Source organism: Marinoscillum pacificum (assembly GCF_024714495.1).
Classification (GTDB): Bacteria; Bacteroidota; Bacteroidia; order Cytophagales; family Cyclobacteriaceae; genus Marinoscillum; species Marinoscillum pacificum.
This window is the reverse complement of the sequence record NZ_JAMZMJ010000001.1, coordinates 691,788-715,896: the sequence shown is the minus strand read 5'-3', so window position 1 is coordinate 715,896 and position 24,109 is coordinate 691,788. Positions and strand designations below refer to the sequence as shown.

Below are 24,109 nucleotides of genomic sequence, written 5' to 3'. Positions count from 1 at the left end.
TTCGGAGTATTATCTGAAGTATGCGGCGAATCAATCTAACGTTTGGAATCCTTATTGGTGTTTTGTTGTGCTCATTGTTTGTAGTACACTTTTATCAACCTTCAGCTGAATCCATATCAGAAGGTATTTCAGAGCGAACAGAACAACTTCTTGATCTGCAGTTAGCAGATATCCAGGAGTTTGAAAATCAATTGTCGGTTTATACCAATCCTTTCGGGATCTCAGATGATGAATTGTTTGAAAAGCGTGTATTTCTAAATGGAGGTCTGATCTATTGGAATACTACCGATTACCTGCCAGAGTATACCGCTCTAAAGAAACAAGCTTCACTTTATACTATTCAGGATGCTACAGGACTGAAAATAGTCAGAAGGCAAGAGGTGGTAGCCAATAAGGATCTAATTGAAATATTTTCCATCATCAACGTCTTTTCGATTCCTCCAGTCAACAATCAATACCTGGAGAATCGCTACAATCAACAGTTATTTGAAAATCAGAAAGTTTCTATTGAAGAAGTTGGACAACATAAAGTAAGCTATCAAGGTCAAAGGCTTTTTAGCTTTTCAATAGGAGAGCAGAACCAACAATTCAACGAATGGATAGAACTCATAGTGCTCTTGTTGATCGTTGCTTTAGCTGTTTCATGGATTTTAAAAGTAGGGGCAGAGTCTAGTTGGTTGTGGGGAATAGCTGTTCTGGTTCTTGGGCGGTTGGTTTTATTCGGCTGGTCAATAATGAGTGTGTCTTCACTCACCATATTCAATCCCATTTACTTCACAAGTGGATCACTGAACCATTCATTGGGTGATTTGGCTTTGAATACTTTGTTGGTACTTATCTCCTTATCACTAATTTATGTACGTTTTGCGAAGCAAGTAATAAGTAAGGGACGCCAATTGTCAGGATCAGATGATTTGTCTTCGGTGATTGTTTCTGTATTAGGGCTCGTTGGCTTCACTTACCTGTTTTACGAGAGCGTCTGGTTGATTCTGGAGCACAGTCAAGTCAATCTGGATATCAGTGACTCGATTCAATTTGATGAGTTACGGATAGTGGCTTATTTGTCTGTTGTATTGATTGCTATGAGTTTTCTTGTTGTCATAACATTGGCAATGCAAGTGTTTTATGTTAGCCGGGTTAGTAGAGCTCGCTTTTTCTTGTTTCTGATCATAGCGGCTATAATTGGAGGCTTATTATTTGGTAATGATTTGTGGCTTCCATTAGGGATTTTAGTCATGATGACCTTTCTGATCCAGGTGTTTAACCTGATCACTACAATCAATACCTTGAGGTACCAATCCTTCGTTTATCTTGTCATCGTATTCGCCTTCTTATCATCGATATTTTCCTTTTCTATCTACAAACATTATGAACGTGATCAACTCATTGCCAAAGAGCGATTTGCAAGTCGATTATTGATTCGAAATGACATCTTAGGTGAGTATTATCTTTCTCAGATATTAGAAGAAATAGCAAACGATCGCTATGTGAGAACAAGGTTGCTGAGCAGACTCCTTGCTCGTCAGAATATTCGAGAAAAGATCAAGAGGCAATTCCTTTCTTCCTATTTCAAGAAGTATGACATAGACGTATATTTGTTTGATGCGGAAGGAGCTTCCTTGCAGGATGACAACAGGAGCTATGACCAATGGCGTGAAGAGTACGCTTATGATAGTCTGCGCACCGATTATGAGAATATCTATTTTATAGAAGATAAAGCGGAGAACGTAAGGAACAAGTACGTGTGTTATCTGGATATCTCAGCATATGGAAGAGATGTTGGACATATTGTACTTGACCTTACCTTGAAGAAATTCATTCCGTTGAGTGTATTCCCGGAACTGTTACTGGAAAGTAAATATTACATGGGCGCCAATGAGGAGTTTGACTATGGAGTATTTAAAAATGGAGAGATTCTCTACAAACAAGGGCGAGTTACTTTTGAAAACAAGCTGTACAGCTCAGACTTTAAAAACCCTGGATTATATGAAGAGGGAATAGAGCAGGAAGGTTACCATTATTATGGTATGAAAACGAGCGATGGTCGAATCATGATCATCGTTTCGCCAACATATGATTTTCAGGCGATCTTATCCAATTTGAGCTTCGTATTCTTGTTAATGCTGTTTTTTGTTGCGTTTTTGTTTTTGCTAGGACGCGTTACTTCCAACAGAACTCCGTTCAATCTGTCTACCAAGATCCAGTTGTTCCTTGGCTTATCATTTCTAGTGCCAATGATAATAGTGAGTGTTGCTTTGATCAATACATTGAACACATCTTATAAAGAGGAAATAGATCGCAATTTCAGGAAACGTTCCTTCAATATTGCAGAGAATATTTTGGATCAATCGGAAGCCTATTTTTCTAGTTTGATCAATGTTGATGATTATGCCAATGAAGTGTCCAAAGCCGCTGCGATTGCTCAATCTGATTTGAATATTTACGATGTTGATGGTCGACTAGTAACCACTTCTCAACCTGAGATTTTCAGACTTGGATTGTTGTCAGGATTGCTTAACCCTGAGGCACTATACAAGATCAATCAAAAGCGAGAGCAAAACATCATTGCCGATCAACATATTGGAACATTGGACTTTAAGACTTCTTATACAGCTTTAAGGTCTTACAAAGATGGACGAGTGTTGGGAATATTGGCCATGCCGTATTTCGACAGTAAGAACCACCTCAGAAGACAGCAGGTTGAGGTATTTAATAATCTGGTAGTGATTTTCTCCTTTATTTTCCTGATATCATTGATTGGAGGAAACTTCATCATTGGCCAACTAGTGAAGCCATTGAAGAAAATTGGAGATCGAATCAGTAAGACAAGTCTTCAGGAAACAAACCAGCCCATTCAGTACGAAGCGCAGGATGAAATAGGAAGTCTGGTAAAAGAATACAACAAGATGCTTCTCAAGCTGGAAGAGAGTAAGGAAGCTTTGGCGGTTAGTCAAAAGGAATCTGCCTGGAAAGAAATTGCCCGCCAAGTAGCGCACGAAATCAAGAATCCATTGACACCAATGCGATTGAAGATTCAGCAGCTAATGCGAAATGCAGATACAGAGAGTCGTGAATACAAGGCCTATACCACGTTAATCACACAAGTTGATTCACTATCCAGCATTGCAGATTCATTCTCTGAGTTTGCCAAAATGCCTGCACCTAAGCCGGAGAACATAGATTTGATTCATTTAGTTGAGAACACACTCAATTTGTATCATGGAGAAGATGCTATCATTTATAAAGACTATGAAGTAGAGCAGGCGATGGTCAGTATTGATCCGAAAATCTTCAGTAGGACGATCACCAATATTGTGTTGAATGCCATTCAATCAGTGGAGGAGGATCAACCGAATATTCACATTAATGTGAAGGTAATAGGAGGTAAGGTGCAATTGTCGATTGAAGACAATGGAAAAGGTATCGCCGAGGATCAACGAGAAAAGATATTTACTCCTTATTTTAGTACGAAGACAACTGGAAGCGGAATTGGGCTGGCAGTAGCTAAAAAAGGAATTGAGAACGCAGGAGGGAACATATGGTTTGAGTCGGTGGAGGGTGAAGGTACCACGTTCTACATCACTTTGCCTGTTCTATCTGCTACTGATTAGCAGTTTTCTTGGTTCTGCTCAGAACTATCAGTGTAGAGCCTTTGCTGCCACATCCATGATTCAACTGGATTCTATGCCTGTGGAATCCGGAAGTGTTTCGACTAATCCTCCTGTACCATTTACCTTATCAGAGGATCAGCGGCATATTCAATTTGCTGAAAAGCTTGCAATGGATAGTATTGAGGTCTGTTTCAGAACAATCTCACACGAAATCAGAACACCCATTTTTTACAGAGATATTGCTAAATATGAAAGTGGATACTATCGCGAGCGTAAACGTCAGGAATCTACTGAAATCAGTAAGGCTCAAGTCTTCAATTTTGGAGATTTATCTACTCAAGGAGCGATTACGCGTGGAGTTTCATTTGGGAATCGGCAGAATGTTTTTGTGAACTCTGCATTGAATTTGCAGATGGAAGGTAACCTGTCTGATGATTTGAAGATTGCCGCAGTGATTACCGATCAGAATATTCCATATCAACCAGAAGGTAATACCCAACAGATTCGAGATTTTGACAATGTATTCATCAAACTGTATAATGACGATTTTGAGGTTATTGCAGGAGATATTGTACTTCAGAATCCTGTTCAGGAAGGATATTTTCTAAAATATTACAAGAATGTTCAGGGCCTGTCTGTTGGATATCAAACGGATCTTAAAAACGGCTGGAAATCCACTTCCAATGCGGTTGGTTCCATTGCTAAAGGGCAGTTTACATCTACAGTCATTCAGCCTCAAGAAGGTGTGCAAGGTCCATATAAACTGCGAGGAAGAAATGGTGAGCGTTTTGTGATCATCATGGCCAATTCTGAGAAGGTTTATTTAGATGGTCAGTTGTTGCAGCGAGGATTTGATAGGGAATATGTGATTGATTACAATCTAGGAGAGATCACTTTCAGTAATACTACAGTCATTACGCAGTATTCGAGGATTCGAGTGGATTATGAGTTTGCCAATCAATATTATTCCAGATCCAATTTATCAGCTTCTCAGCAATTCAGTAAAGGAAAAACCAATATCTATTTCAATGTGTATCGGGAAACGGATAACCGCAATAGTTCTCTGGCTTTTGATCTGGACAATGAAGATAAGATTGCCTTATCTCAGGCAGGAGACGTCAACGGGTTGGCACAAATCTCTGGTGTCGATTCTACAGGGTATATCGAAAATGCCATATTATATGCTCGCAGGCAATCAGGAGAAGAGGTTTATTACGAAATGAGTACCAATCCGTCCGAAGCTGTCTATCAAATAGGTTTTTCGGAGGTTGGAGATGGAAATGGAAGCTATGTGCTGTCAGAAAGTACGAGTAATGGACGAGTCTATCAATGGGTAGGTGCCTCGCAAGGAAATTATGAACCTATACAACAAGTGCCGGCTCCCAATCAACGGCAAATGGTAGTAACTGGAGCACAAGTTACTGTTAATGAGTACGAATCTGTTTTCACTGAAATTGCTATTTCCAATCAGGATCAAAACCTGTTTTCTGAGCTGAATGACGAAGACAATCAGGGATTAGCAACTAAAGTGGCTATTCGTTCTGATGGTAGAAAATTGGTGAGTAACTATCAGTTTCAGAGTGAGTTAAGTTTTGAATTTAATAGTGATCAGTTTACGTTTATCGATCGTTTTCGATCTGTGGATTTTGACCGTGATTGGGGCTATGATTACTTCAGCGATACATTGACCAGTCGTCAGGATTTGATTACCCGACTGCAAATAGGTTTGAGACAGGATTTCCAAAATCAAGTTACTCTGGATTTGAGTAATCGAAATCGGACGAATGTGGTGAATGGAAATAAGTTGGAAGGAGTTTTGAATAAGCGATTAGGAGTTTTTCAATTCACCTCCAGTCATTTTTTGATGACTAACCAGTTCGGTGCATATGAATCCAAATGGACCAAGAGCTATGATCAGTTGCAATTGGTTGATTGGATAGTAAAACCAGGTTATCGATTTGAATTAGATCATCAACAAACGGCTGTTCAATCTCAAGACAGTGTGGTTAGTACTTTGATGAATTATCAGTCTCATGATTGGTTTTTGGAGACGGGAGATTCCAGCAAGTTGGTAGGTCGATTCGATTATATACAGCGAACGGATTTTACCCCACTGTCAGGAGAACTGACCGAGTATACGCAGGCAAGAGAATATCGAGCTGGATTGAGTTCTAATGCGATTGAGAATCATCGTATTGGAATTACTGCTAAATATCGCTCAGTGGATTATGTTGAAGCATCTTTAGAGGATCAGCGCAACCTGTTGGGTGTTGTGGAGTGGGATGGAAGACTTTTTGATAATCATGTTCGAAGTAATTTCTCATTCAATACCTCCAATACACGTGAACTACGGCGTGAATATGTCTATGTGCAAGTAGCGACAGGTGAAGGGACACATACCTGGAGAGATGAGAACGGTGATGGTGTGCAGGACTTGAATGAGTTTTATGAAGCAATCAACCCTGATGAGCGTGAGTATATCAAACTCTTTACTCCGACTGATGAATACATTCAGGCCTATCAAACGACTTATGTCTATGCATTGGATGCGCGCATGCCTAAAGGATGGAAAGACGTAGGAGGATTGATGGCGCAATTTTCTAAGCTATCCTTAAACTCCAACTTCAAATTCAATTTTAAGACCACTCAATCCGATTTAATTAAGCGAATTAATCCTTACTATACTTCACTTGAGGATACATCCATCATCTCAGCTAGAAATTTGATCCGAAATACACTATTCTATAATCGTAATGCTCCTGGAATAGGTTTCGATCTTACGAGATCTCAACAAAGTACCAAGAATCTGTTGAACGTAGGATTTGAGCTCAAGGAAAAAGCGGATTGGGTGGGCAATGTTCGTTTGGGTTTTAACAAAGTAGTTATCCTAAGAGGAAACACCACTTTGGGAGAAACGGTGAATTCATCAGACTTTTTGGATAGCAGAAATTATGTATTGAATCGTACAGAGTTTGGAGGACAGTTGGTAGTCCAACCAACAAGTAAGCTGCGATTAATAGGAGGCATGGCTCAGCGAAACAAAGATGCAGCTGACAGAGAAGAAGAGTCCAATATTACAGAGTACTCCACAGAAATCACCTGGATACGATCTGGTAAAGGGAATATGAATGCTGCTTTTAGCTGGATTGAAATTGGCTTTGCTGGAGAGCAGAATTCTTATTTGGGTTATGAACTGTTAGAAGCTCTTCAGCCCGGAACCAATCAGCGTTGGAATGTCAACTGGCAGCAATCCATTGGTTTGGGTTTGCAGTTATCGCTACAATATTTTGGAAGAAAGTCGGAGGGAAGCAGTGCTGTACATACAGGATCGGTATCGGTGACGGCTTATTTTTGATGACTTTGTTGAGCAATAGTTGATCTTCTAAATATAAGCTCTGGTTTTAGTTGAACAAATCGGTTTTTTGAAGTTGGATTCTTGATTTTTTCTAGAAGTAACTCTACAGCCGTTTCACCCATCTCCACCAATGGTTGCTCTACTGTAGATAATGGAGGAAACACCATTTGTGAGAGTTCTGTCCCTGAAAAACTGGCAATAGCTACATCCTCTGGAATCCGATACTTTTTTTCAAGTAAGTAATTCATAGCTCCTATTGCCAGGCTATCAGTAAATGCGAAGATCGCGTCAAACACAACTCCTTTCTCAATAAGTCTTTTCATTGCTTCTTTGGCATGTATAAAACTTGTTCCCTCCGTCTCGATTACCAAATCGTCATCAAATAGTTTATACTTATATAAAGCCTTCTTATATCCATCTGCTCTTTGTATTGCATTTCTTATGGTTTTTGGTCCCATTAAATTAACAATTCGTTTTTTACCTGTTGATATCAAATGTTCCACCATTGTAGTAGATGTACTTTGGTCATTCACAAGAACTTTTGGTACGTCCAGGTTGCTTGGAGGTATTCGGTCAAAAAAGATCATCGGAGTACCTCGATCCAATATTTCCTGATAGAGTTTGTGATTATAGGTTTCATGACATAGGTTGATGATAATGCCATCTACCCGAAACTCTTCCATCATTAATAGATTTGTTCGTTCCGTTTCTGGATTCTCATTTGACTGAGCAACAATCACTCGAAATTTACTCCCTGATAAGACATTTTGAATGCCTTCCAATATTTTGGATGAAAATGGAGTGATCATTTCGGGTACTATTACGCCAATACTGTTACTCTTACCAGATTTCAGATTCAAAGCACTGGGATTGGGTTTGTAACCTAATTCTTTAGCAGCTTCCAGAACTTTTTCCCGTGTTTCTTTCCGAATGTTTTTATCATCTGTTAATGCTCTGGATACTGTCGAGGTTGACAGCAATAAATGTTTTGAGATGTCTTTAATAGTTACTCGCTTCACTCTAGCTATTTTGACGAATTATAATTGAAGTTAATGATAAAATATGATCAAGATAGACTCTGACTCTGGAAGTTACTGACTTTTGGGAACGATTGCAGATTTTGGGAACGTTCCCAATTGTTATAATTACGATATTGATAAAATATGTCTTATTGAATCTGTTAATTGTAATGATATTTCAATTATTAGCAAATAAAACAATGGATATGAAAATCGATTTATCATCTTATGATTATGACAAAGCATTAATCAAAAGTGGTATAGTCCATATTGGTATTGGTAATTTTCATAGAGCGCATCAGGCTTATTATATCAATTCGCTCCTCAGTGACAGTACTCAACAGGATTGGGGAATTACAGGTGTTTGTTTGTTGCCATCAGATCAACTGTTAGTTGAGAAGCTGAGATCTCAAGATTTAGATTATTCTTTGACAGTATGCGGAAGAAATGGTACTGATGAAGCATTTAAAATAGGTTCTATAATTGAACTTCTTTGGAGTGGAGAAGGGGCGGAGCCGGTAATTAGTAAGTTAGCTGATCCAGCCATTAAGATAATTTCATTAACAATAACTGAGGGTGGTTATAATATAGACAAACAGTCAGGTGAGTTTGTTCTGACCAATGAATCGATTCAGCATGATCTGCAAAATCCAGATTCCCCCAGTACAGTTTTTGGATATGTAGCAGCAGGTTTGCGCAAACGCATGAATGGTCATGGAAAAGGAGTGACTATTTTGTGCTGTGACAATCTGCAGCACAATGGGAATACAGCTAGAAAAGCATTTTTAACATTCATCAAAAATCAGGATTCTAAGCTTGGAAATTGGGCTGAGGCACATGTCAGTTTTCCTAACAGCATGGTGGATAGAATTACACCAGCGACTACAGCTCAAGATGTGAAAAGGCTCAATGAGCGAACTAATTTTCAAGATTTAGCACCAGTATATTGTGAAGATTTTATACAGTGGGTAATTGAAGATAATTTTATAGAAGGCAGACCAGCATTGGAAAGAGTAGGTGTTGAATTTACCAATGATGTATCTGCTTTTGAAAATATGAAGTTGAGTTTGCTAAATGCGTCTCATACTTTACTTTCATACCCAGCATTCCTCAAAGGTCACCGTAAGGTAGATCAAGCAATGAATGATAAATCCGTTGTGAAATTGGTGAGAGATTTTATGGATATAGACATTACTCCATATGTTCCAGCTCCAGGAAGTATTGATTTGGAAGATTATAAGCAAACATTGGTTGAACGTTTTGCTAATAGCTCGGTAAGTGATCAGATCAGTCGATTGTGTTTTGATGGACTTTCTAAATTTCCTGTTTACATAGTGCCAAATTTGGCTAAAATGATTGTTGACGGACAGGATTTAAGTCGATTAGCATTTTTGATAGCATGCTATCGGCATTATTTGAAATATCAAAAGGATGATCAGCTTAATGCATTTGATGTGGCAGAACCATGGATGAATTTTGCTGATTCTGATTTGATTGCTGATTCCGAACCTGTAGCGTTTTTGTCTTTCTCAGCTTTTAAAAGTCTTGAATTACATTCTGTGGAAGGTTTTACCAAACAATATGTCGATTATGTAGAGCGTATAAAGAACAACGGATGTGGTACGGTTCTCGACGAAGTGACTTCTGGTTCAATAAATTCACAACACTAATTGGTGAAATGATGAGCACAAACAAGTTTAGCAAGATATTACCTTATGCCATTATTACCTTTATCTACTTTATTGTTGGTTTCCTAACCACCGTAAACGAACAGCTTCAAGCGCCCTTGAAATTCACTTATCTGGCAGAAGCTGGTGGCTTGCGTAATACCCTTACCACCATGATTTCATTCTTTTTCTTTTTGGGATACCTGATCAATGGTACACTGGGTAGCAAGTGGGTGAATAAATATGGTTATAAGAGTACTATAATTAGAGGTTTGTTTTTTATCATCTCTGGTTTGGTGATGTATATGATTTCATCCTGGATTGGGTTTAAATATCCCAACTTTCAATTCCCAGTTGGCGAGGCAATGGTGCCTTATGGCTTTATCGTATTCATCTTGGGATCTTACCTAATGGGTACTTCTGCGGCAGTCATTCAAGTAGTAGTTAATCCCTATGTGGCTTCCTATGATTTGCCAGGAACCAAACCTGTACAGCGATTGAATATAACCACGGGCATTAATTCGATTGGTACTACTTCCGCTCCTTTTTTTGTGACTGTAGTCATGTTTAGTGGAATCTCAATAGAAAACATCCACATTAAACAATTGCTGCTTCCATTAGGAGTATTGATATTCACCATATTACTGGTGATTGTGATTACGAGCAAACTTCATATTCCTGATATTGCGCATACGCGATCTGCCGATAAATCAAAGTTACCTAGAAGTATTTGGTCATTCCGACATTTTGCGCTTGGTGTGCTGGCAATCTTCTTTTATGTAGGTACAGAAGTGGCTATTGGTGCCAATATCAACCTCTATGCTTTTGAGCTTATTCAATCTGGACATCCTATTAGTTTTTTCGGAAGAACTGATTTGGTCATAGGAGGAGTAGATTTTGGAATTCACGCATTGCTATCCACTTTATATTGGGGAGGGTTCTTAGTCGGAAGATCTGTTTCCAGTTTTTTGCATAATATATCTGCCAAGAGGCAATTGGTTACTACTACTGCATTGGCAGTGTTGTTTGCAGTAATTGCCATGATTACAGAAAATTTATGGTTTTTGGTGGCGATTGGTTTGTTACATTCCTCCATGTGGAGCTGTATCTATTCATTGTCTATCAGAGAATTGAAACAATATACTTCCAAGGCTTCAGGAGTCTTTATCTCTGCAGTATTCGGAGGTGCAGTATTTACTTTGCTTCAAGGCGGGTTAGCTGATATTATAGGTTCCTGGAGATGGACCTGGATGTTAACAGTTTTTTGTGAGTTAATGATGTTGGCTTATGCATTGTTTGGTTCAGTGATTCGAGAAAGTGATCTGGAAGGATTGGAATAAACATCTGGTTATTTTCAATTCTTGAGGGTTACTTCAGACCTCTTGCTTTTAATTCTTTTGCCAACTCTTGCTTGTCATACTTTGGTTTGTTGACGAATTTATAGATCAAATAAACAGGAATTAAAGTCAGTAAGCTCAAACTTTTAGTGACAATGCTGTAGGCAATAATACCTATCAAAAAGCCGACAATAAATGCATCGATAATGGCATTGTTTTTCCGTTTCTTAGCTTCCCGTAGTAATTCCTGATCTGTGAGTTCTGTGAGTGGTTTTTGCGACATAATGAGTGAATCAGTTGACAGAGGTAAGTTACAACTGAATTACTAAACATTTTTAGTGGCTGCTAACCACGCTAATACAATTTCATTAATTGCAGGTTCATTGTTTTTAATATCATCAACACTTTTAAAAGAGGCAACGGCTCGATCATTTTCTTTCCACGACAACAGACCGGATGAATCTTTAATTAACGGCGTTTTAGGCTGTTCAAGCTTTTTGGCTCCACGATGGAAGATTAGCTGAATCTGTTTGGGAGGCTGGATTTTCATGGTAATTCGATCTTCACCATCAAAAGCGTAGTTAGGGCCATTCCATTTGATGTTTTCGGTGAGTTCATTACATGCTTTTAGAATGATCGTTCTCAGTGCTTCAATTTCAGCTCTCAATGGATGATTCAGTGTATCAAGAAATTGTGAGACATCAATATTTAACTTGTTCATATGGCATGCAATTGATTAATCAAAGCTAACCATACTTAGGATCAATTAGCGTAGGGGAATAAGGCTCAAAAACAGGGCATTAGCGACTGATTTATATGCGTTGTTCGAGTGAATGTGAAGAGAATGAATTATTTGCCAGGTTTTGATAAAGAGCAAAATTCAAAGTCTTTGACTTGGTATAGGAAGTTATAGCCGTGCCGGATGGCTGCCAACCATCACTAAATATGGGCAGTGATATAAGCTAACTTCAACTCCTTTCAATTAGGTCACTAAAAACGGATTTGTTTCATTAGTTTTACTATTCCATAAAGATGCTAATCACCATGATCAGATTTCTCAGTTGCTTCATATTACTTGCCGCCTTTTCTTTAAGTCACGCACAAGATTTGGTTAGTAAAAAGGACAAGTCCAAAACAAAGCTCACCAGTACTTTCACATCCAACCTTGAAGAGGTAAACACAAAGCCGGAGATATTAGCTCAGGACTTTACTGTTCCAGAGAACAGCGCCAAAGAAACGGTAGTAGGAACCATCACTGCAAGTGATACTGATGACGATGATTTAACCTTCAAGATATTGTCTATCGACCCAGAAGGAGAGACTAATGTCTGGTCTGGCATATTTACCAATGTCAATGGAAGTTTTGAAGACATGGATATGACCAACAACCCTAATACCGGAGATGGAGGTCTGTTTTATAATGGTCCAATAAATGATCCGGTACAGGCGTACTATAGTGAAGATGTTGTGCCAGGATGGCAAACTGATGATCATATAGAGGTCATTGAAATGTATCAAAATGACTACTCAGCTGATGGAACCACCTTCATTGCTTACGAAGGAGAGCAATGGGTAGAAGTAAATGCAGATAGTCAGAGTGCTCTTTATTTTGATATGTTAACGCCACCCGGAGCCACAATGACCTGGCGTTTTGCACACAGGGCGAGAAGGAGCGCAGGAGCTAATCAGGACTGTATGCGACTGAGAATCGGTAGTGCAGATGAAACCTTGATAAATAACCTTCCTGAAATTGACATTTTTTGTTCTGCGCAAATAAACGATGAATCCAACATGCCAGAAAATGCATCAGAGACTAATAATGGTTGGGTAATTTATGAAGGTACTTATGTCGTGCCGGAAGGGCAGTATTACACTCGATTAGCTTATCAAGCAATTAGTTCTTCCAGAGGCTCACCTGTAGAAGGGAATTTCATTGATGGAGTGGAATTTTATTTGGAGCCAGATACGGCCGATGCGTTTAGTTTGGATGCAACCACGGGTGTATTGAGTGTAAATAATCGCTCTAAACCAGATTTTGAGTCTACATCAACTTTTGAAATCGAGGTAGAAGTCAGTGATGGTGTTTTAACCGATACCGCCATAGTTACCGTCAACTTATCTGATGCTGCTGATCTTGTTGTTTGGAATGATTCGACCTGGATTCCAACTACTGGACCACAATCCATCGATCATGTGATGATTTTGGGAGATTATAGCATAGATGAAGATGAAAGAACTGAGCTCGAAGTAGCAGATTTGGATGTGTCTTCTGGGGCTAGTTTAGTGGTAGCATCTGATCAATTGTTGAAAGTCAATGGAGACTTGATCAATAATGGAGAGTTAATCATTGAATCTGGAGGCACACTATTGACTTATGAGGCTAATTCAATGTCTGGAAATGACATTACCATCAAGAGAAATACCCGATATGCTGATGGAAAGTATTCTTTTGTTGGCTCACCAGTTGCAGCTTCAGAAATCAGCGGTAGTGACCTTGGTACAATTGTTTATCAATACAACGAGCAAACTCCTTATGGTAGCAATGACGGCTTAAGTCGTTGGGAAGATGCATCGGAGATGGTATTGGTTCCTGGTAAGGGATATGCTCAGGCAGGTCAGCAGGAAATTTCTTTTACAGGTACTCCGAATACAGGAACGGTTGTATACACCGGAACTTATACAGCTGATACTGAAGATGCCAATGAGGGTTGGAATCTGGTGGCTAATCCGTATGCTGCAGCGATTTCCGTGGCTGATTTCTTAAATGGAAACGCCAATATTGACGATCTGTATGCTGCGGTTTATATCTGGGATGATAATGGATCAGATGAAGTAAGAGGATCTAACAGTGACTATATCGTGGCCAACCTATCAGGAGTCACTCAGACGACCCCTGCAGGAGGAGCTACCCGATATAACGAGTATTTGGGTTCAGGTCAAGGGTTTTTCGTGAAGCTTGCGGCTACAGAAAGTACTGTTGTTGAATTTACCGAAAGCATGCGCTCAGAAATCAACAACACGGATGATAACTTCTTCAGAAAAGATGCTGAACGTCATCAGCGTGATATCCGAATCAATCTGACCAACGATCAGGGACTGTTTAGACAGACGTTGGTAGCGGTAACAGAGGGTGTTGAAGACCAAACGTTAAATAGAGGTTATGACGCCAAGGTTTTGAATCCACGCCAGTCTGATGCCGTATTTAGCTACAAGCTAGGAGAGTCATTAGCCATTCAAACGATATCGGAAGCTGTAGAAAGTATTCCTCTTGGAATGCATGTAGAAGAGGAAGGGACGTACCGCCTTTCTGTGGAAACGGATACAGAAGAACCGGTCTTGTTGAGAGATCATCTTGCAAACAAGGTGATAGACCTATCTGCAACTACTTATGAGTTTCAGGCCAACGAAAATCAGTTGACAGATCGATTCGAATTGCTTTTAGTAAGCAATATTCTAACTGAAGATGTTGGTGCCGGACTGAGGATGTATCCAAATCCTGTAGATGAGTTATTATATCTCAATGTCCCATCAGATGACATTCAGGAGATTCAACTTTACACACTTGATGGGGCCAAATTCAAGACTATGAATCCTGCTTCATCAGGAGTGAATGTGTCAGATATCCCAGCTGGAACGTATGTTCTTCTTGTAGAGACTAAATCCGGTCAGACATTTAGTGAGAAGCTGGTTGTAAGGCATTAATTGCTTGCAAGTGGAGCTGTAATACCATTTCATATTGTCGTCATTCCCTGAATTTCTCAATTAGATCTCATTCTTTGGAATAAATACGGTGAAATTCTAAGGGAATCTGTTGCAGCTAGCTATTATTTAGACTCCCCTAGAATCAACAGAATAGCTTAAAAGACAATCACTCGTCTACTGAATCGAGGGCGCTCGGTATAGGGAGTGTCGTTTGCAGGAAGTATTAGCATAATAAGTATAGCAACTTCCTTAAAACACCACATTGGTATTGGGTAGCAACGATTTGATTCTCAATTGCTCTGCTTCTGAGAAATGATTATTGCTTAGTTCTAGAACGGCAAGGTTGGTAAGACCATCTAAGTTTTCGGGGAGTTTAGGTAATAAACACTCTCTAAGTAACAGCACTTTGAGTTCAGGTAGTTTCTTGATATGTTCATTCAAAGACTCAAGGTTAACATCAGGATTATTGTCAAGAACTAACCCATTTAATTGCTTCATCATTTCGATTTCCAGGGGAATTGCTGTGATTTGGTTGTTGGAGAGTACTAAAATCTTGAGGTTAGGCGCCTTAGAGAGTTTTTTAAATGAATCCGCAAGGTCTAGGTTGGGATTGTTGGACACATGTAGTTCTTCTGGCAGGGGTAACTCATTGATTTGAGTAGGTAGTTTTGTCAAATTCAGACCAGACAAATAGAGGAAGTCAAGTTTTTGAATAGTTGAAAGTGTTGTTAATGTCTAATCAATATCCAAAGGCTCATTCCCCGATAAGTCGATTTCTCGGAGGTTGGATAACTCAGATAACCATTCTGGCAACTCTTCAAAGTCATTGTTTCTTAAATTCAGAACGCTTAGTTGTTCAAGGTTCGCGATATCTGTTGGTAATGTCTTTAGTTTGTTGTCCTGAACATTGAGTAATCCCAAACTTTCTAATTCGCCCAGACCATCTGGAAGTTGCTGTAATTTGCAATCGGTAAGGTATAGGGATTCTAGGTTGATTAATTGATCAGCTTTTTCTGGTAGGAGAGGAATGTCTTCACAATCCAGGTCTAGCCATTTAACCTCTCCTGGTTGCTGAGAAGCCTCTTCAAGCGAAGTAAAGCGTCGATCACCTTGTCCAAATAGTGAGGACTGGAAGAAAAGAATGAATATAAGAATAGCTATTCTCATATTTTAAATTACTCTTAATCAGCACAGTGAGTCGTTCCCATACCGGACACCCGGCTTAGAGAGTAACGGACGAAACAGCAGGAGTTAATATCCTATAAGAAAAACCAGTTGCTGATAACCCCTAGCGTACCAAAACTCAGAATGAAGTAGATCAAATAGGTTAATATAGTCTTTAATACATTCACCGCTCTGTTGCCGTTTTTAAATAGCTGCCAGTAAACCCAGGCGGTATATATAGTTGCAATTATTGTCGGTATTATTTCTGGAAAAGGTAGCAGTAATGCATAAATGATCGCCTGCTGACCAGTTACGTAAGCATTCAATACCAGGTGTTCCAGGTAATTTACTTGGTGTCCGATAAAGGCTACAAACGAAGCCAGAGAAAAAACAGGAATAAGCAGCAGCGTGATGTATGCATGATGGTCAGAAACCCAGGATAAGTAGCTGACAATGCGCGTGTCATTCTTGGCTTCATCAAAGAAGAAACCTGACAGAATATTGGTAAGCAAAGTGTTCTTATCCGATAACTGTGAAAGGAGGAAGTAGAAAGTGGAAAGAACCAAAACATAGGCTATGGGTTGATAAAAACCTTTTCTTTTACCGTCCAAATAGTTTCTAATACTTTGTCCAGGTTTAGTAAACAGTTTGAATAAGGTGTAGAAAAATCCCTTGTTGACCAGAAATACGCTTTCGGTTACCTGATTGATGAAATTGCGCCAATTGATTCGGCTGATTTTGGCACTTTGTCCACAGTTACTGCAGAATTTGCCAGTCACTACCTCATCACAATTTTTACAATTCATTCGATACTTATTAACCTGACTAACCAGCGAGCAGTAATATTTACAGTTGGCGCTACTAAACTAATGAACTATTCAATACGCGACCAAGAGGAGGGAAGAATATCCTCAGATTGACAACTATAAGCTATTCTTTCGTCTTGACTGACCCAGCACATGCATCTCCTTCTTCAATACCTGTTAACCAGGTTTTAAGCTTAGCTGTTCGTTCATTTGTTAGTTCGGCCAGGTAGTAGGATTCACACATTGGTTGAACACTTCCATACCATCCCGGCTCACGATCAGGGTACTTCAGTTTTAGCTCCGAATCCCTAAAGGTTATCCAATTGCGTTGTGAAGTTCTCAGTGCGTCCAGAAACGCTGGATCATCAGCGTATTCTTTTTTGATCTGTTGATAGACTCTGTTTAGTTCAGCATCCGCCGATTTGTAGGTTTCAGATGCTTCTTGATTCATTGCTGCCTGAGTTTGACAGTTTGCAGTCAATGCTATGCAAAATGATAAGAAGGATGTCGCTATAGTATATTTCATAGTCATAATGGCTAAAAGTTACATCGTATCATATTCTTGTTAGCAGTCACCCCAAAGTATTTCGTCAATAGAGTATAAGCTTAAAGCTCGCACCAGTGTGAGTTTATAACCTAGCGCCATCTGGGACTTTTATTCTTCCTGATTGTATTAATACAGTCAGATTTTCCACCCAACCTTTCGCTATACTTGCTCCTCCATCGCTTTTCATTGATTCAATTAAAGTTCCATTTAAAAGGTACGTGATAGCGGCTATAACTTTTTCGCTTGCTACTTTAGAGTTCGTTCCGCCTCGAGATACATGATGATCAATCGAAGAGAGATTAGAATAATTAACAGTAAATCCTTCGTCAATAATATTCTCAGCCTTTTTTTTGAAGTCTGAGTCAATTATTGATAGTACAACCAAAATTTGAGGACTTACCCAAGAACCCATTGAAAGCCTATCCCAAAGCATTCCACAAAATTTACTTCTACGTTCTAGATCAAACGAAAGTATTGAGATTGCGGCTACCAGCTGAGGTCTCCAGTTCTCACTCTCTATAAGTTGTTTGATTCCTTCATCAATAACACTATCAGTGTTTGACTTAAGTATTGAATATAATTTTGAAGTGCTTTGCTGTAGATTCCACTCTTTAGGGTCGTCCTTTGACTCATTTAAATTTAAGAAGGGTAAATGATTGGGCTGTCCATCCCAGAAACTATTAAATACTCCGAATTCCATTTGACTTAGTTGTTAATAGCGCCTGCTTTATATTGTAATTAACAAAATACCAATAACCCAGTTGATTCCAAAGCCTCGACGCCGCAAGCATTTTGCTCGTGGTATTTCTTCATTAGGTTAGGAGCTACAAGCTCGTATCAGCTGGTCATTTATAAATTGAAGCGGCACGTTAATATGCTTCAATGCAGCATAGTCCACCTTGAGATACTTTCCATTCTCTCTGTTCTTCCCAGTATTCAGAGTCTAAATCCTCGTAATAAGTTTCTCCGGGTAATGTATTCAATCGAATAGCGATACTGAAACCACTAACAAATTGATTCTCTTCTTTAACAATTGTTACTTGGGTGATCTGGTGATCATCTTCTATCACGATTCCTTTGATTGAATCGAATATAGTTTTTAAATAATTGTCAAGGTCTTTAAGCTCTATATAGTTTTTAGGACCACCAACATTGACTGATAACGAAAGTTTACGCTTATGTGGCCACCATGGCTTTTTCTTCTCCATCAATCTTCTTGAAATTTCGGTTTTGAATTTCAAAACGTTTGGCTTTTGAATTCTTTTATAGAGTTGTTCCTCTTTGTCGATTATTTTGTAGAAATCTTGGGAAGTTGGAACTTTAATATCTGCGAAAATCAGCATCTCATCCCAATGAGGGTTCATTAAGAAAGTTGCAGATTCTCCTTCTTTAAGTTGTGGTTTTTTTACGCCCATATTGCTGATTTAAGTAAAATTAGATCAGTTTGATATTATACAATAACTAATCTACCCCATTTCAGACCTGAAAACAACCGCTCACAGATGTGCTGTTATAAAATTTAGTACTCCATCGTTTTTTTTTACGCATGCGTTGTTTTTGATATATGAATTATTCCAACAAAAGCGTTATCTTCTAAGCTTATTTTTTATTAACTAATATTTATTGCCATGAAAATGATAACTGTTCCACAGCTGCGAATCGCGCAGCTCCAAACATTTACCGAAGGTGTGCTCAGTACCACCGCAAATCTATCCGAAGTAAGTGCACAAGTAGCCGATGTGCAAGCGCACTTCGATGCATTCAAAGAAGGGATGATCCGTGCTAAAGCCATCTCAGACAAACCCATGCTGGATCGCACCCGTGACTCGCTTAATTCTGGATTCTTCAAAAGTGTAGAAGCCGAACAGCTCTTTCCTCACAAGGGCGGAGCCAAGGAGCTCTTGGACGACCTGGTGAAAATTACCTCCGAGTATGGCTTTCGTCTATACCGTATGACTTACGACGAGCAAACGGCTCAGACGGACAACATGCTCAAAGAGCTGGAAGGGCTGAAGCTGGGGCCATTGCCGGCAGTGTCTCGCTGGATAGCTCCGCTGAAGGCGGCCAACGATGCCTTCAAAGCCACCACGGTGGAGTACTTTAAGGATGTAACAGCATCTGGCGACACAGAAGCAGCTACGAGTACCGCTCCGGCATTGACTGATTCGATCAATAAGCTTTTCACCATGCTGTTTGCCCATGTGCAGATCAGTGGGAGTGAAGCGTTGATCCAGGCATACAAGGAGCTGATTACACAAGTAGACGCTTACAAGTAGTTTTGAAGCTATTTTGACTCTAGCGCGTATGTTGGAGTCACCCGGAAAGCTGGAAACGCCCAAACACGCGTGTTTGGGCGTTTCTGATACCTCTAAAAGGTCAAAACATAGATGTTTGGGCATTTCTATGGTCTAGAAAGACAGAAACACAGATGTTTGGGGCTTTCAGACATATCTGAAGAGCAGAAACATGGAGTAAAGGGTGTTTCAGACGTTTTTGATGGCAGAAACGTGGATGTTTGAGGAGGAGAGGTAGGAGTTAAACGGTAGTAACAGCGGGGGAATTTAACTTTGCTATAAATGAGTAAATAGTATCGGATGAAGGTTAAGTAGTTAGATATATTTTTGGGTAAATGGAAAAGCAGGATTTTATACAAACCCAAGTTGAGCAAGCACTCAATAGAATTGGGTTTATAGATCATTATGAAGCTATGTCTAACCAGTTTCATGAAAGAAATGAAAGTTTTATTTATGACTTAGAGAGGGTTGTTGAATATACTCGTACTTTGGGTTTGCCACTGAAATATACAAAATCAAAAGAGTTTTTCTCGGAAGAAGTGATTGGTGCTTTTACCTTCAAGTTCGGTTTTACAATACGATTTAATTCTTTTGAGTTTGGTCTGTCGATTATTAATGAATCAATTGGTATTCAAACCTCAGCTCCATGGCATTTACTAATTCAATTGATGACTGATTGGGGAAAACAAGGAGGAGTGGTTGCTTTCAAGGATTACGAAGATATAAATGGAATTCTAACTCATTTTGTAAGAATCTGTCAAAGTATTAAGGTTGAACTCTTAAGAAACTACCCTTAATCACCAATTACATCGGCTACCGCGATGATGCTGCTCATGGTATGTCGGTATACTTGAAAGGTTCGAGCTACAAGCTTGCACCAGCTGGGGGTAAGCTCTCACCAATAGGGTTTAGTTTTCTATGTGTTTCAAGAATTCTGTCCAGCCCAAACGACCTTGAAGATATTCAGTAAGTTCAGTTGCCCATTCAGTTCGTCTAATTGTTGCGGGATTCCATCTATAGAATTTATGTGTTTGAATTTTAGTCTTAAGGACAAAACTGTACAGGTTTAAGTGATTCGATTCTTTTCTTTCTAACCCTAAAATGCTTAGAATTCTATCTGATGTTTTACTTGGGTTATGAATAATGTTTACTGATGTTTCAGGAGATAATTCTATTTCAAAGTCCAGATACCGATCGGAAAACTTAATTTTCACAAAGGAATCTTCTTGAATCTCAATTTTTCCATCTTTAGGTATTTGAAAACTTAGATCAGACTGTATTTTCTGAATTAAATGTTCATCAGAGAATAAGCCTTTCAGAGTTTTGTCATCTATTTGGGTTGTTTTGTTATCTGCATCTGCTTTTTGGGATATGATTGAGCTTACACTCCCCAGAAATGGAAAACTCTTGTTGTAATCTAAATCCCAATGATTTCCGTACCTCTTGCTGATTGTGTGGAGAATATATAGAGTTAGTAATTCAGTCTTATTATCAATAGTGGAGTTTTCAAATTCACTGGCATGAAAAATTGCCAAATCCTGAGTTCCATAGTCGAATTCTGTCATATCATGTATTTCATGCCCAATGATCGACATGAAGGTATTAGGGGTGTCAGAAATGCCAATTTGGAATTTGCTTGTAATTGGATTGATTGGTTTGAAAACTTCCATAAGAACTAAACCTAGAGCAATGAAAATGGGAACTAAAAGTGATCTAAAGGATAAATCGACAACCTTTTCACTTCCTCTGTTGTTCCAAAGAAAAAAAAGACAAAAGCTAATAATTGCGACAATTGCCAGTGTAATAATTAATAGACTTGAGGTAGTTGATTTCATCTGGACGTTGAGGGATATTTGCTAACATTCGCATAACCCAACATTTCAATGGGTTATTAACTTCGAACCAAATTACCCCAAACCCCCACTAAAAGCAAGAGCTTCCTGTACACCGGCAAGAAGCTCCTGAATGAATCATCATATTACGCGAAAATCAATTTGCATCCTTTAGGGAAGGGGTAACAAATTGATTTGCCACATTACTTATATCTGAGTGTCTCCGCAGGATTGGTATTGGCAATCACAGCTATCGAGAAAATTTTTGCTCGTTGAAAGTCTATCAAGAGGGTGAGAGCTGAAGTTTTGTAGAAGCGGGATGCCTCATGGGGCAATCACACAGTGTTATTCTCTGTTTTCTCTGCCATAGTGTATGTGTGGAAGTTGAGGTAAACTATAATTTCTGCTTTTTAGCTGTTCTAAAACTAAGGCTCGTTTTATTCCCCACTTGCTGGAAATGTAGTGCATGTGTGGTTGTCCTCCTTGATAGTTTTCTTTTCCGTTAATACTATCCAAAGTGTGGAAAAAACAATGCCAGTCATCGCCTTTATCTAAGAATCTGGAGACAATAATTTTGTGATGTTCAACAATTTGCTTGAGTTGTCCATCTGTTAATTTTGTTTCACCTACTTTCACAATTGAGTCATCATCTTCCTTATGTATGAATCTTGGGATATCACTTTCGTCCAGCCCTTTATGATGGTGGCTAGCTCTATATTGACTAAAGGTATAACCGTAGTTTAGGTACGCTTTCATAATAAAAGACATGAATTGCCATGTCGTTATTTCAGCACTTTTCAATAATTGTAACTGTTCCTTCTTTTTAGGGTTGTTAAGAAGTTCGAAAAATGCATCTGGCACTTCAAGTTGCATTATTTCTTTGTATTTTTTATCCCATGAATTAACTGCGTTTTTTACAAGCAATTCAATAGGTGGGTCTAACTGTCTTAATTCAATATGATCACTCAACATGGCTACCTCGGCCATTACGAACAATTCTGAGTATTTCTGAATAGGGTTAGAATACTCAAAATCGTCAGTTTCAACCAATGAATAATGGCCTTTGCCTTCAGGATGTTCTATTTTGTGGTGTCTCACTTTGAAGTCCGGAATAGAGGATAACAATTGAATAGATGATAACTTGTTACCTACCTTAAATATAATTTAATTGGCCTTAATTCAGATTACAGGCTTTATACTACCAAATTACCCCAAACCCACACTAAAAGCAAGAGCTTCCTGCACACCGGCAAGAAGCTATTTTAAGTCCTAAGAAAGAGCCTGGATTTTTTTGGCTATAAGCAAAAGTCAAAGTAAGGCCATTTCCATGATCGTCTGATGGCACACGTTCATTTTAGTTTAATGTTGACCATGGTTCCTTCAGGCAAGTCTTTAATTTGTTGGTGTATTTGCCCAGCAATCGAAAAATGGACTTCAATATCAGTTAGTTCGAAGTTGTCCTGTTCATACTCACCACCAATAATTGGAAGTTTCTTGTAGCTAAACAATTTTCCGTTAGTTAAGCTTAATCCTGATTCTTTAATCGCTTTAACAAGATCAAACATGAACCATTCGTTCGCAAGATCATTATCGTTCATCTTGGTTTTAAGGTCGTCAATATCATTAGCTACTTTTTCGTAAGTTCCTTCACCAACATTAAGCCAGTAGATTCCATCTCTGTTGGAAAGAAACATATCTCCAATGCTGCTAACTATAACCGGAGTTGCGTGTTCACCAACTAACCAAGTCCAGTCTTCAATAAGGGTTTTAGAGTTGATATGGTTAAAGTTGTTAAGTCGTTCCAGGTTAATTTCATTGGATAGTATCTATATGATAATGTTTGCATAACCCAACATTTTCTTGGGCTATTAACTTTCCTCCAAATTACCCCAAACCCCCGCTAAAAGCAAGAGCTTCCTGCACACCGGCAAGAAGCTCTCTTAATGCATATGCCTTGGAGTAACTAAGCTAGCCCCAAGTTCGTACCTGCAAGTTGTTTTAATCCTTAATCGGTAGGATAGTTAGGGATGTAAACCATCTCAACTTCTATTTCATTTCCATAGGTTACGACGAGGGAACAGAATACGGATACATTCTCTCCATTGTGCATAGCTGGTTTCATTTTGGGTATTTGTCTTAGTACTCTCAAGATTTCTGCCTGAATAGTGAGCTCTGAATTTCTAACCTTCATACCAGTCCGCTCTCCGCTTTCGTCTATCATAAAAAATGCTTCAACTTGCTTTGGTTCTGATAGATTGAGTTCCTTCGAGATATTCAGATCAAACTCTTGCTTGATAAAAGTTGAAATCTTCTTTTTAAAGCATTCTCTGGTCTCTTCTTTGGATAGCTCTTCACATCCGTTATACACGGGTACCATTTCTACATCCTTCAATATGATTCCAAAATCAGGACCATGGTTTCCTAAACCATCGGCTTGTGAGACAATGCTACACAAACTCAACAGTGCCTGTTCTTCTTCTTCAGTGACATTCCCTTGAGCCATTATTTGTTCTTGTACGGCATTGATTTTTACAATTAATTGGCTTTGAGAATTATCTCCACAGGAAGCAAACAAAGCACATGCAAAGAGCCATGAGAATTGAAATAACTGAGTACGTTGTTTTCTTGAAATTAGTGTGTATTTCATAGTAGGTTTAAAGTTTAGTAATTATTTGAAATTGGGTTGGTATAGCCTAAGGCCATTTTACTTACAAGCACAAATACACTGTCCTCCTTAAGAGAAGATGAATGCTGAGTTCTAAAAATGAGCTTAAC

General features: G+C 38.9%; 20 protein-coding genes. 7 read left to right on the top strand and 13 right to left on the bottom strand.

Annotated features, from left to right (window positions below; translation table 11 throughout):
- Nucleotides 1-20 precede the first annotated feature (20 nt).
- Both NXS00_RS03065 and NXS00_RS03060 read left to right on the top strand, forming a co-directional pair.
- Complete coding sequence (locus NXS00_RS03065) at nt 21-3,611, top strand: sensor histidine kinase (protein WP_258097645.1); 3,591 nt, start codon at nt 21-23, stop codon at nt 3,609-3,611.
- Nucleotides 3,559-6,966, top strand: a complete 3,408-nt coding sequence (locus tag NXS00_RS03060; RefSeq protein ID WP_258097644.1) for a DUF8818 domain-containing protein — start codon at nt 3,559-3,561, stop codon at nt 6,964-6,966. Before NXS00_RS03065 ends, NXS00_RS03060 begins: the two co-directional genes overlap by 53 nt.
- Here NXS00_RS03060 and NXS00_RS03055 read toward each other — a convergent pair.
- On the bottom strand, nt 6,957-7,985 hold the full coding sequence (locus tag NXS00_RS03055; RefSeq protein WP_258097643.1) for a LacI family DNA-binding transcriptional regulator: 1,029 nt from the start codon (nt 7,983-7,985) through the stop codon (nt 6,957-6,959). The two genes, NXS00_RS03060 and NXS00_RS03055, sit on opposite strands and share 10 nt — an antisense overlap.
- A 206-nt stretch (nt 7,986-8,191) precedes the next feature.
- Here NXS00_RS03055 and NXS00_RS03050 point away from each other — a divergent pair, with 206 nt between their 5' ends.
- Nucleotides 8,192-9,655 (top strand): mannitol dehydrogenase family protein, encoded by a 1,464-nt coding sequence (locus tag NXS00_RS03050; RefSeq protein WP_258097642.1) that lies wholly within the window; start codon nt 8,192-8,194, stop codon nt 9,653-9,655.
- An 8-nt stretch (nt 9,656-9,663) separates the two neighbouring features.
- On the top strand, nt 9,664-10,992 hold the full coding sequence (locus NXS00_RS03045) for an MFS transporter (RefSeq protein WP_258097641.1): 1,329 nt from the start codon (nt 9,664-9,666) through the stop codon (nt 10,990-10,992).
- A 28-nt stretch (nt 10,993-11,020) separates the two neighbouring features.
- Here NXS00_RS03045 and NXS00_RS03040 read toward each other — a convergent pair whose 3' ends face one another.
- The gene (locus tag NXS00_RS03040) at nt 11,021-11,272 is read right to left on the bottom strand and encodes an FUSC family protein (RefSeq protein WP_258097640.1); all 252 of its coding nucleotides are present in this window, start codon (nt 11,270-11,272) and stop codon (nt 11,021-11,023) included.
- Between the two features lie 42 nt (nt 11,273-11,314).
- Nucleotides 11,315-11,710, bottom strand: coding sequence for a DUF1801 domain-containing protein (locus tag NXS00_RS03035; protein WP_258097639.1), 396 nt, complete (start codon nt 11,708-11,710; stop codon nt 11,315-11,317).
- 323 nt (nt 11,711-12,033) lie between these two features.
- Here NXS00_RS03035 and NXS00_RS03030 point away from each other — a divergent pair, with 323 nt between their 5' ends.
- Nucleotides 12,034-14,691 carry a DUF8693 domain-containing protein gene (locus NXS00_RS03030; RefSeq protein WP_258097638.1) on the top strand — a complete coding sequence of 886 codons (2,658 nt, stop codon included), beginning with the start codon at nt 12,034-12,036 and terminating at the stop codon, nt 14,689-14,691.
- A 249-nt stretch (nt 14,692-14,940) separates the two neighbouring features.
- Here NXS00_RS03030 and NXS00_RS03025 read toward each other — a convergent pair whose 3' ends face one another.
- From NXS00_RS03025 to NXS00_RS03000, 6 genes are all read right to left on the bottom strand, one after another.
- Nucleotides 14,941-15,366, bottom strand: a complete 426-nt coding sequence (locus tag NXS00_RS03025; protein ID WP_258097637.1) for a leucine-rich repeat domain-containing protein — start codon at nt 15,364-15,366, stop codon at nt 14,941-14,943.
- Nucleotides 15,367-15,426: 60 nt separating this feature from the next.
- Nucleotides 15,427-15,858: a leucine-rich repeat domain-containing protein gene (locus NXS00_RS03020; protein ID WP_258097636.1), complete on the bottom strand. Its 432-nt coding sequence runs from the start codon at nt 15,856-15,858 to the stop codon at nt 15,427-15,429.
- A 92-nt stretch (nt 15,859-15,950) separates the two neighbouring features.
- Nucleotides 15,951-16,661, bottom strand: a complete 711-nt coding sequence (locus tag NXS00_RS03015) for a DUF3667 domain-containing protein (RefSeq protein WP_258097635.1) — start codon at nt 16,659-16,661, stop codon at nt 15,951-15,953.
- 124 nt (nt 16,662-16,785) lie between these two features.
- Nucleotides 16,786-17,187, bottom strand: coding sequence for a lysozyme inhibitor LprI family protein (locus tag NXS00_RS03010; RefSeq protein WP_258097634.1), 402 nt, complete (start codon nt 17,185-17,187; stop codon nt 16,786-16,788).
- Between the two features lie 103 nt (nt 17,188-17,290).
- Nucleotides 17,291-17,908: a hypothetical protein gene (locus NXS00_RS03005; RefSeq protein ID WP_258097633.1), complete on the bottom strand. Its 618-nt coding sequence runs from the start codon at nt 17,906-17,908 to the stop codon at nt 17,291-17,293.
- A gap of 169 nt (nt 17,909-18,077) precedes the next feature.
- Nucleotides 18,078-18,623, bottom strand: coding sequence for a RusA family crossover junction endodeoxyribonuclease (locus tag NXS00_RS03000; RefSeq protein ID WP_258097632.1), 546 nt, complete (start codon nt 18,621-18,623; stop codon nt 18,078-18,080).
- Nucleotides 18,624-18,836: 213 nt separating this feature from the next.
- Here NXS00_RS03000 and NXS00_RS02995 point away from each other — a divergent pair, with 213 nt between their 5' ends.
- Nucleotides 18,837-19,484, top strand: coding sequence for a DUF6261 family protein (locus NXS00_RS02995; RefSeq protein WP_258097631.1), 648 nt, complete (start codon nt 18,837-18,839; stop codon nt 19,482-19,484).
- Between the two features lie 353 nt (nt 19,485-19,837).
- Complete coding sequence (locus NXS00_RS02990; protein ID WP_258097630.1) at nt 19,838-20,299, top strand: hypothetical protein; 462 nt, start codon at nt 19,838-19,840, stop codon at nt 20,297-20,299.
- A 111-nt stretch (nt 20,300-20,410) separates the two neighbouring features.
- Here NXS00_RS02990 and NXS00_RS02985 read toward each other — a convergent pair whose 3' ends face one another.
- From NXS00_RS02985 to NXS00_RS02970, 4 genes are all read right to left on the bottom strand, one after another.
- Nucleotides 20,411-21,172 (bottom strand): hypothetical protein, encoded by a 762-nt coding sequence (locus tag NXS00_RS02985; protein ID WP_258097629.1) that lies wholly within the window; start codon nt 21,170-21,172, stop codon nt 20,411-20,413.
- 507 nt (nt 21,173-21,679) lie between these two features.
- Entirely contained in the window at nt 21,680-22,432 is a 753-nt protein-coding gene (locus NXS00_RS02980; RefSeq protein WP_258097628.1) for a hypothetical protein, read from the bottom strand.
- 251 nt (nt 22,433-22,683) lie between these two features.
- Nucleotides 22,684-23,028 carry a T6SS immunity protein Tdi1 domain-containing protein gene (locus tag NXS00_RS02975; protein ID WP_258097627.1) on the bottom strand — a complete coding sequence of 115 codons (345 nt, stop codon included), beginning with the start codon at nt 23,026-23,028 and terminating at the stop codon, nt 22,684-22,686.
- Nucleotides 23,029-23,339: 311 nt separating this feature from the next.
- Nucleotides 23,340-23,981 (bottom strand): hypothetical protein, encoded by a 642-nt coding sequence (locus tag NXS00_RS02970; protein WP_258097626.1) that lies wholly within the window; start codon nt 23,979-23,981, stop codon nt 23,340-23,342.
- Nucleotides 23,982-24,109 lie beyond the last annotated feature (128 nt).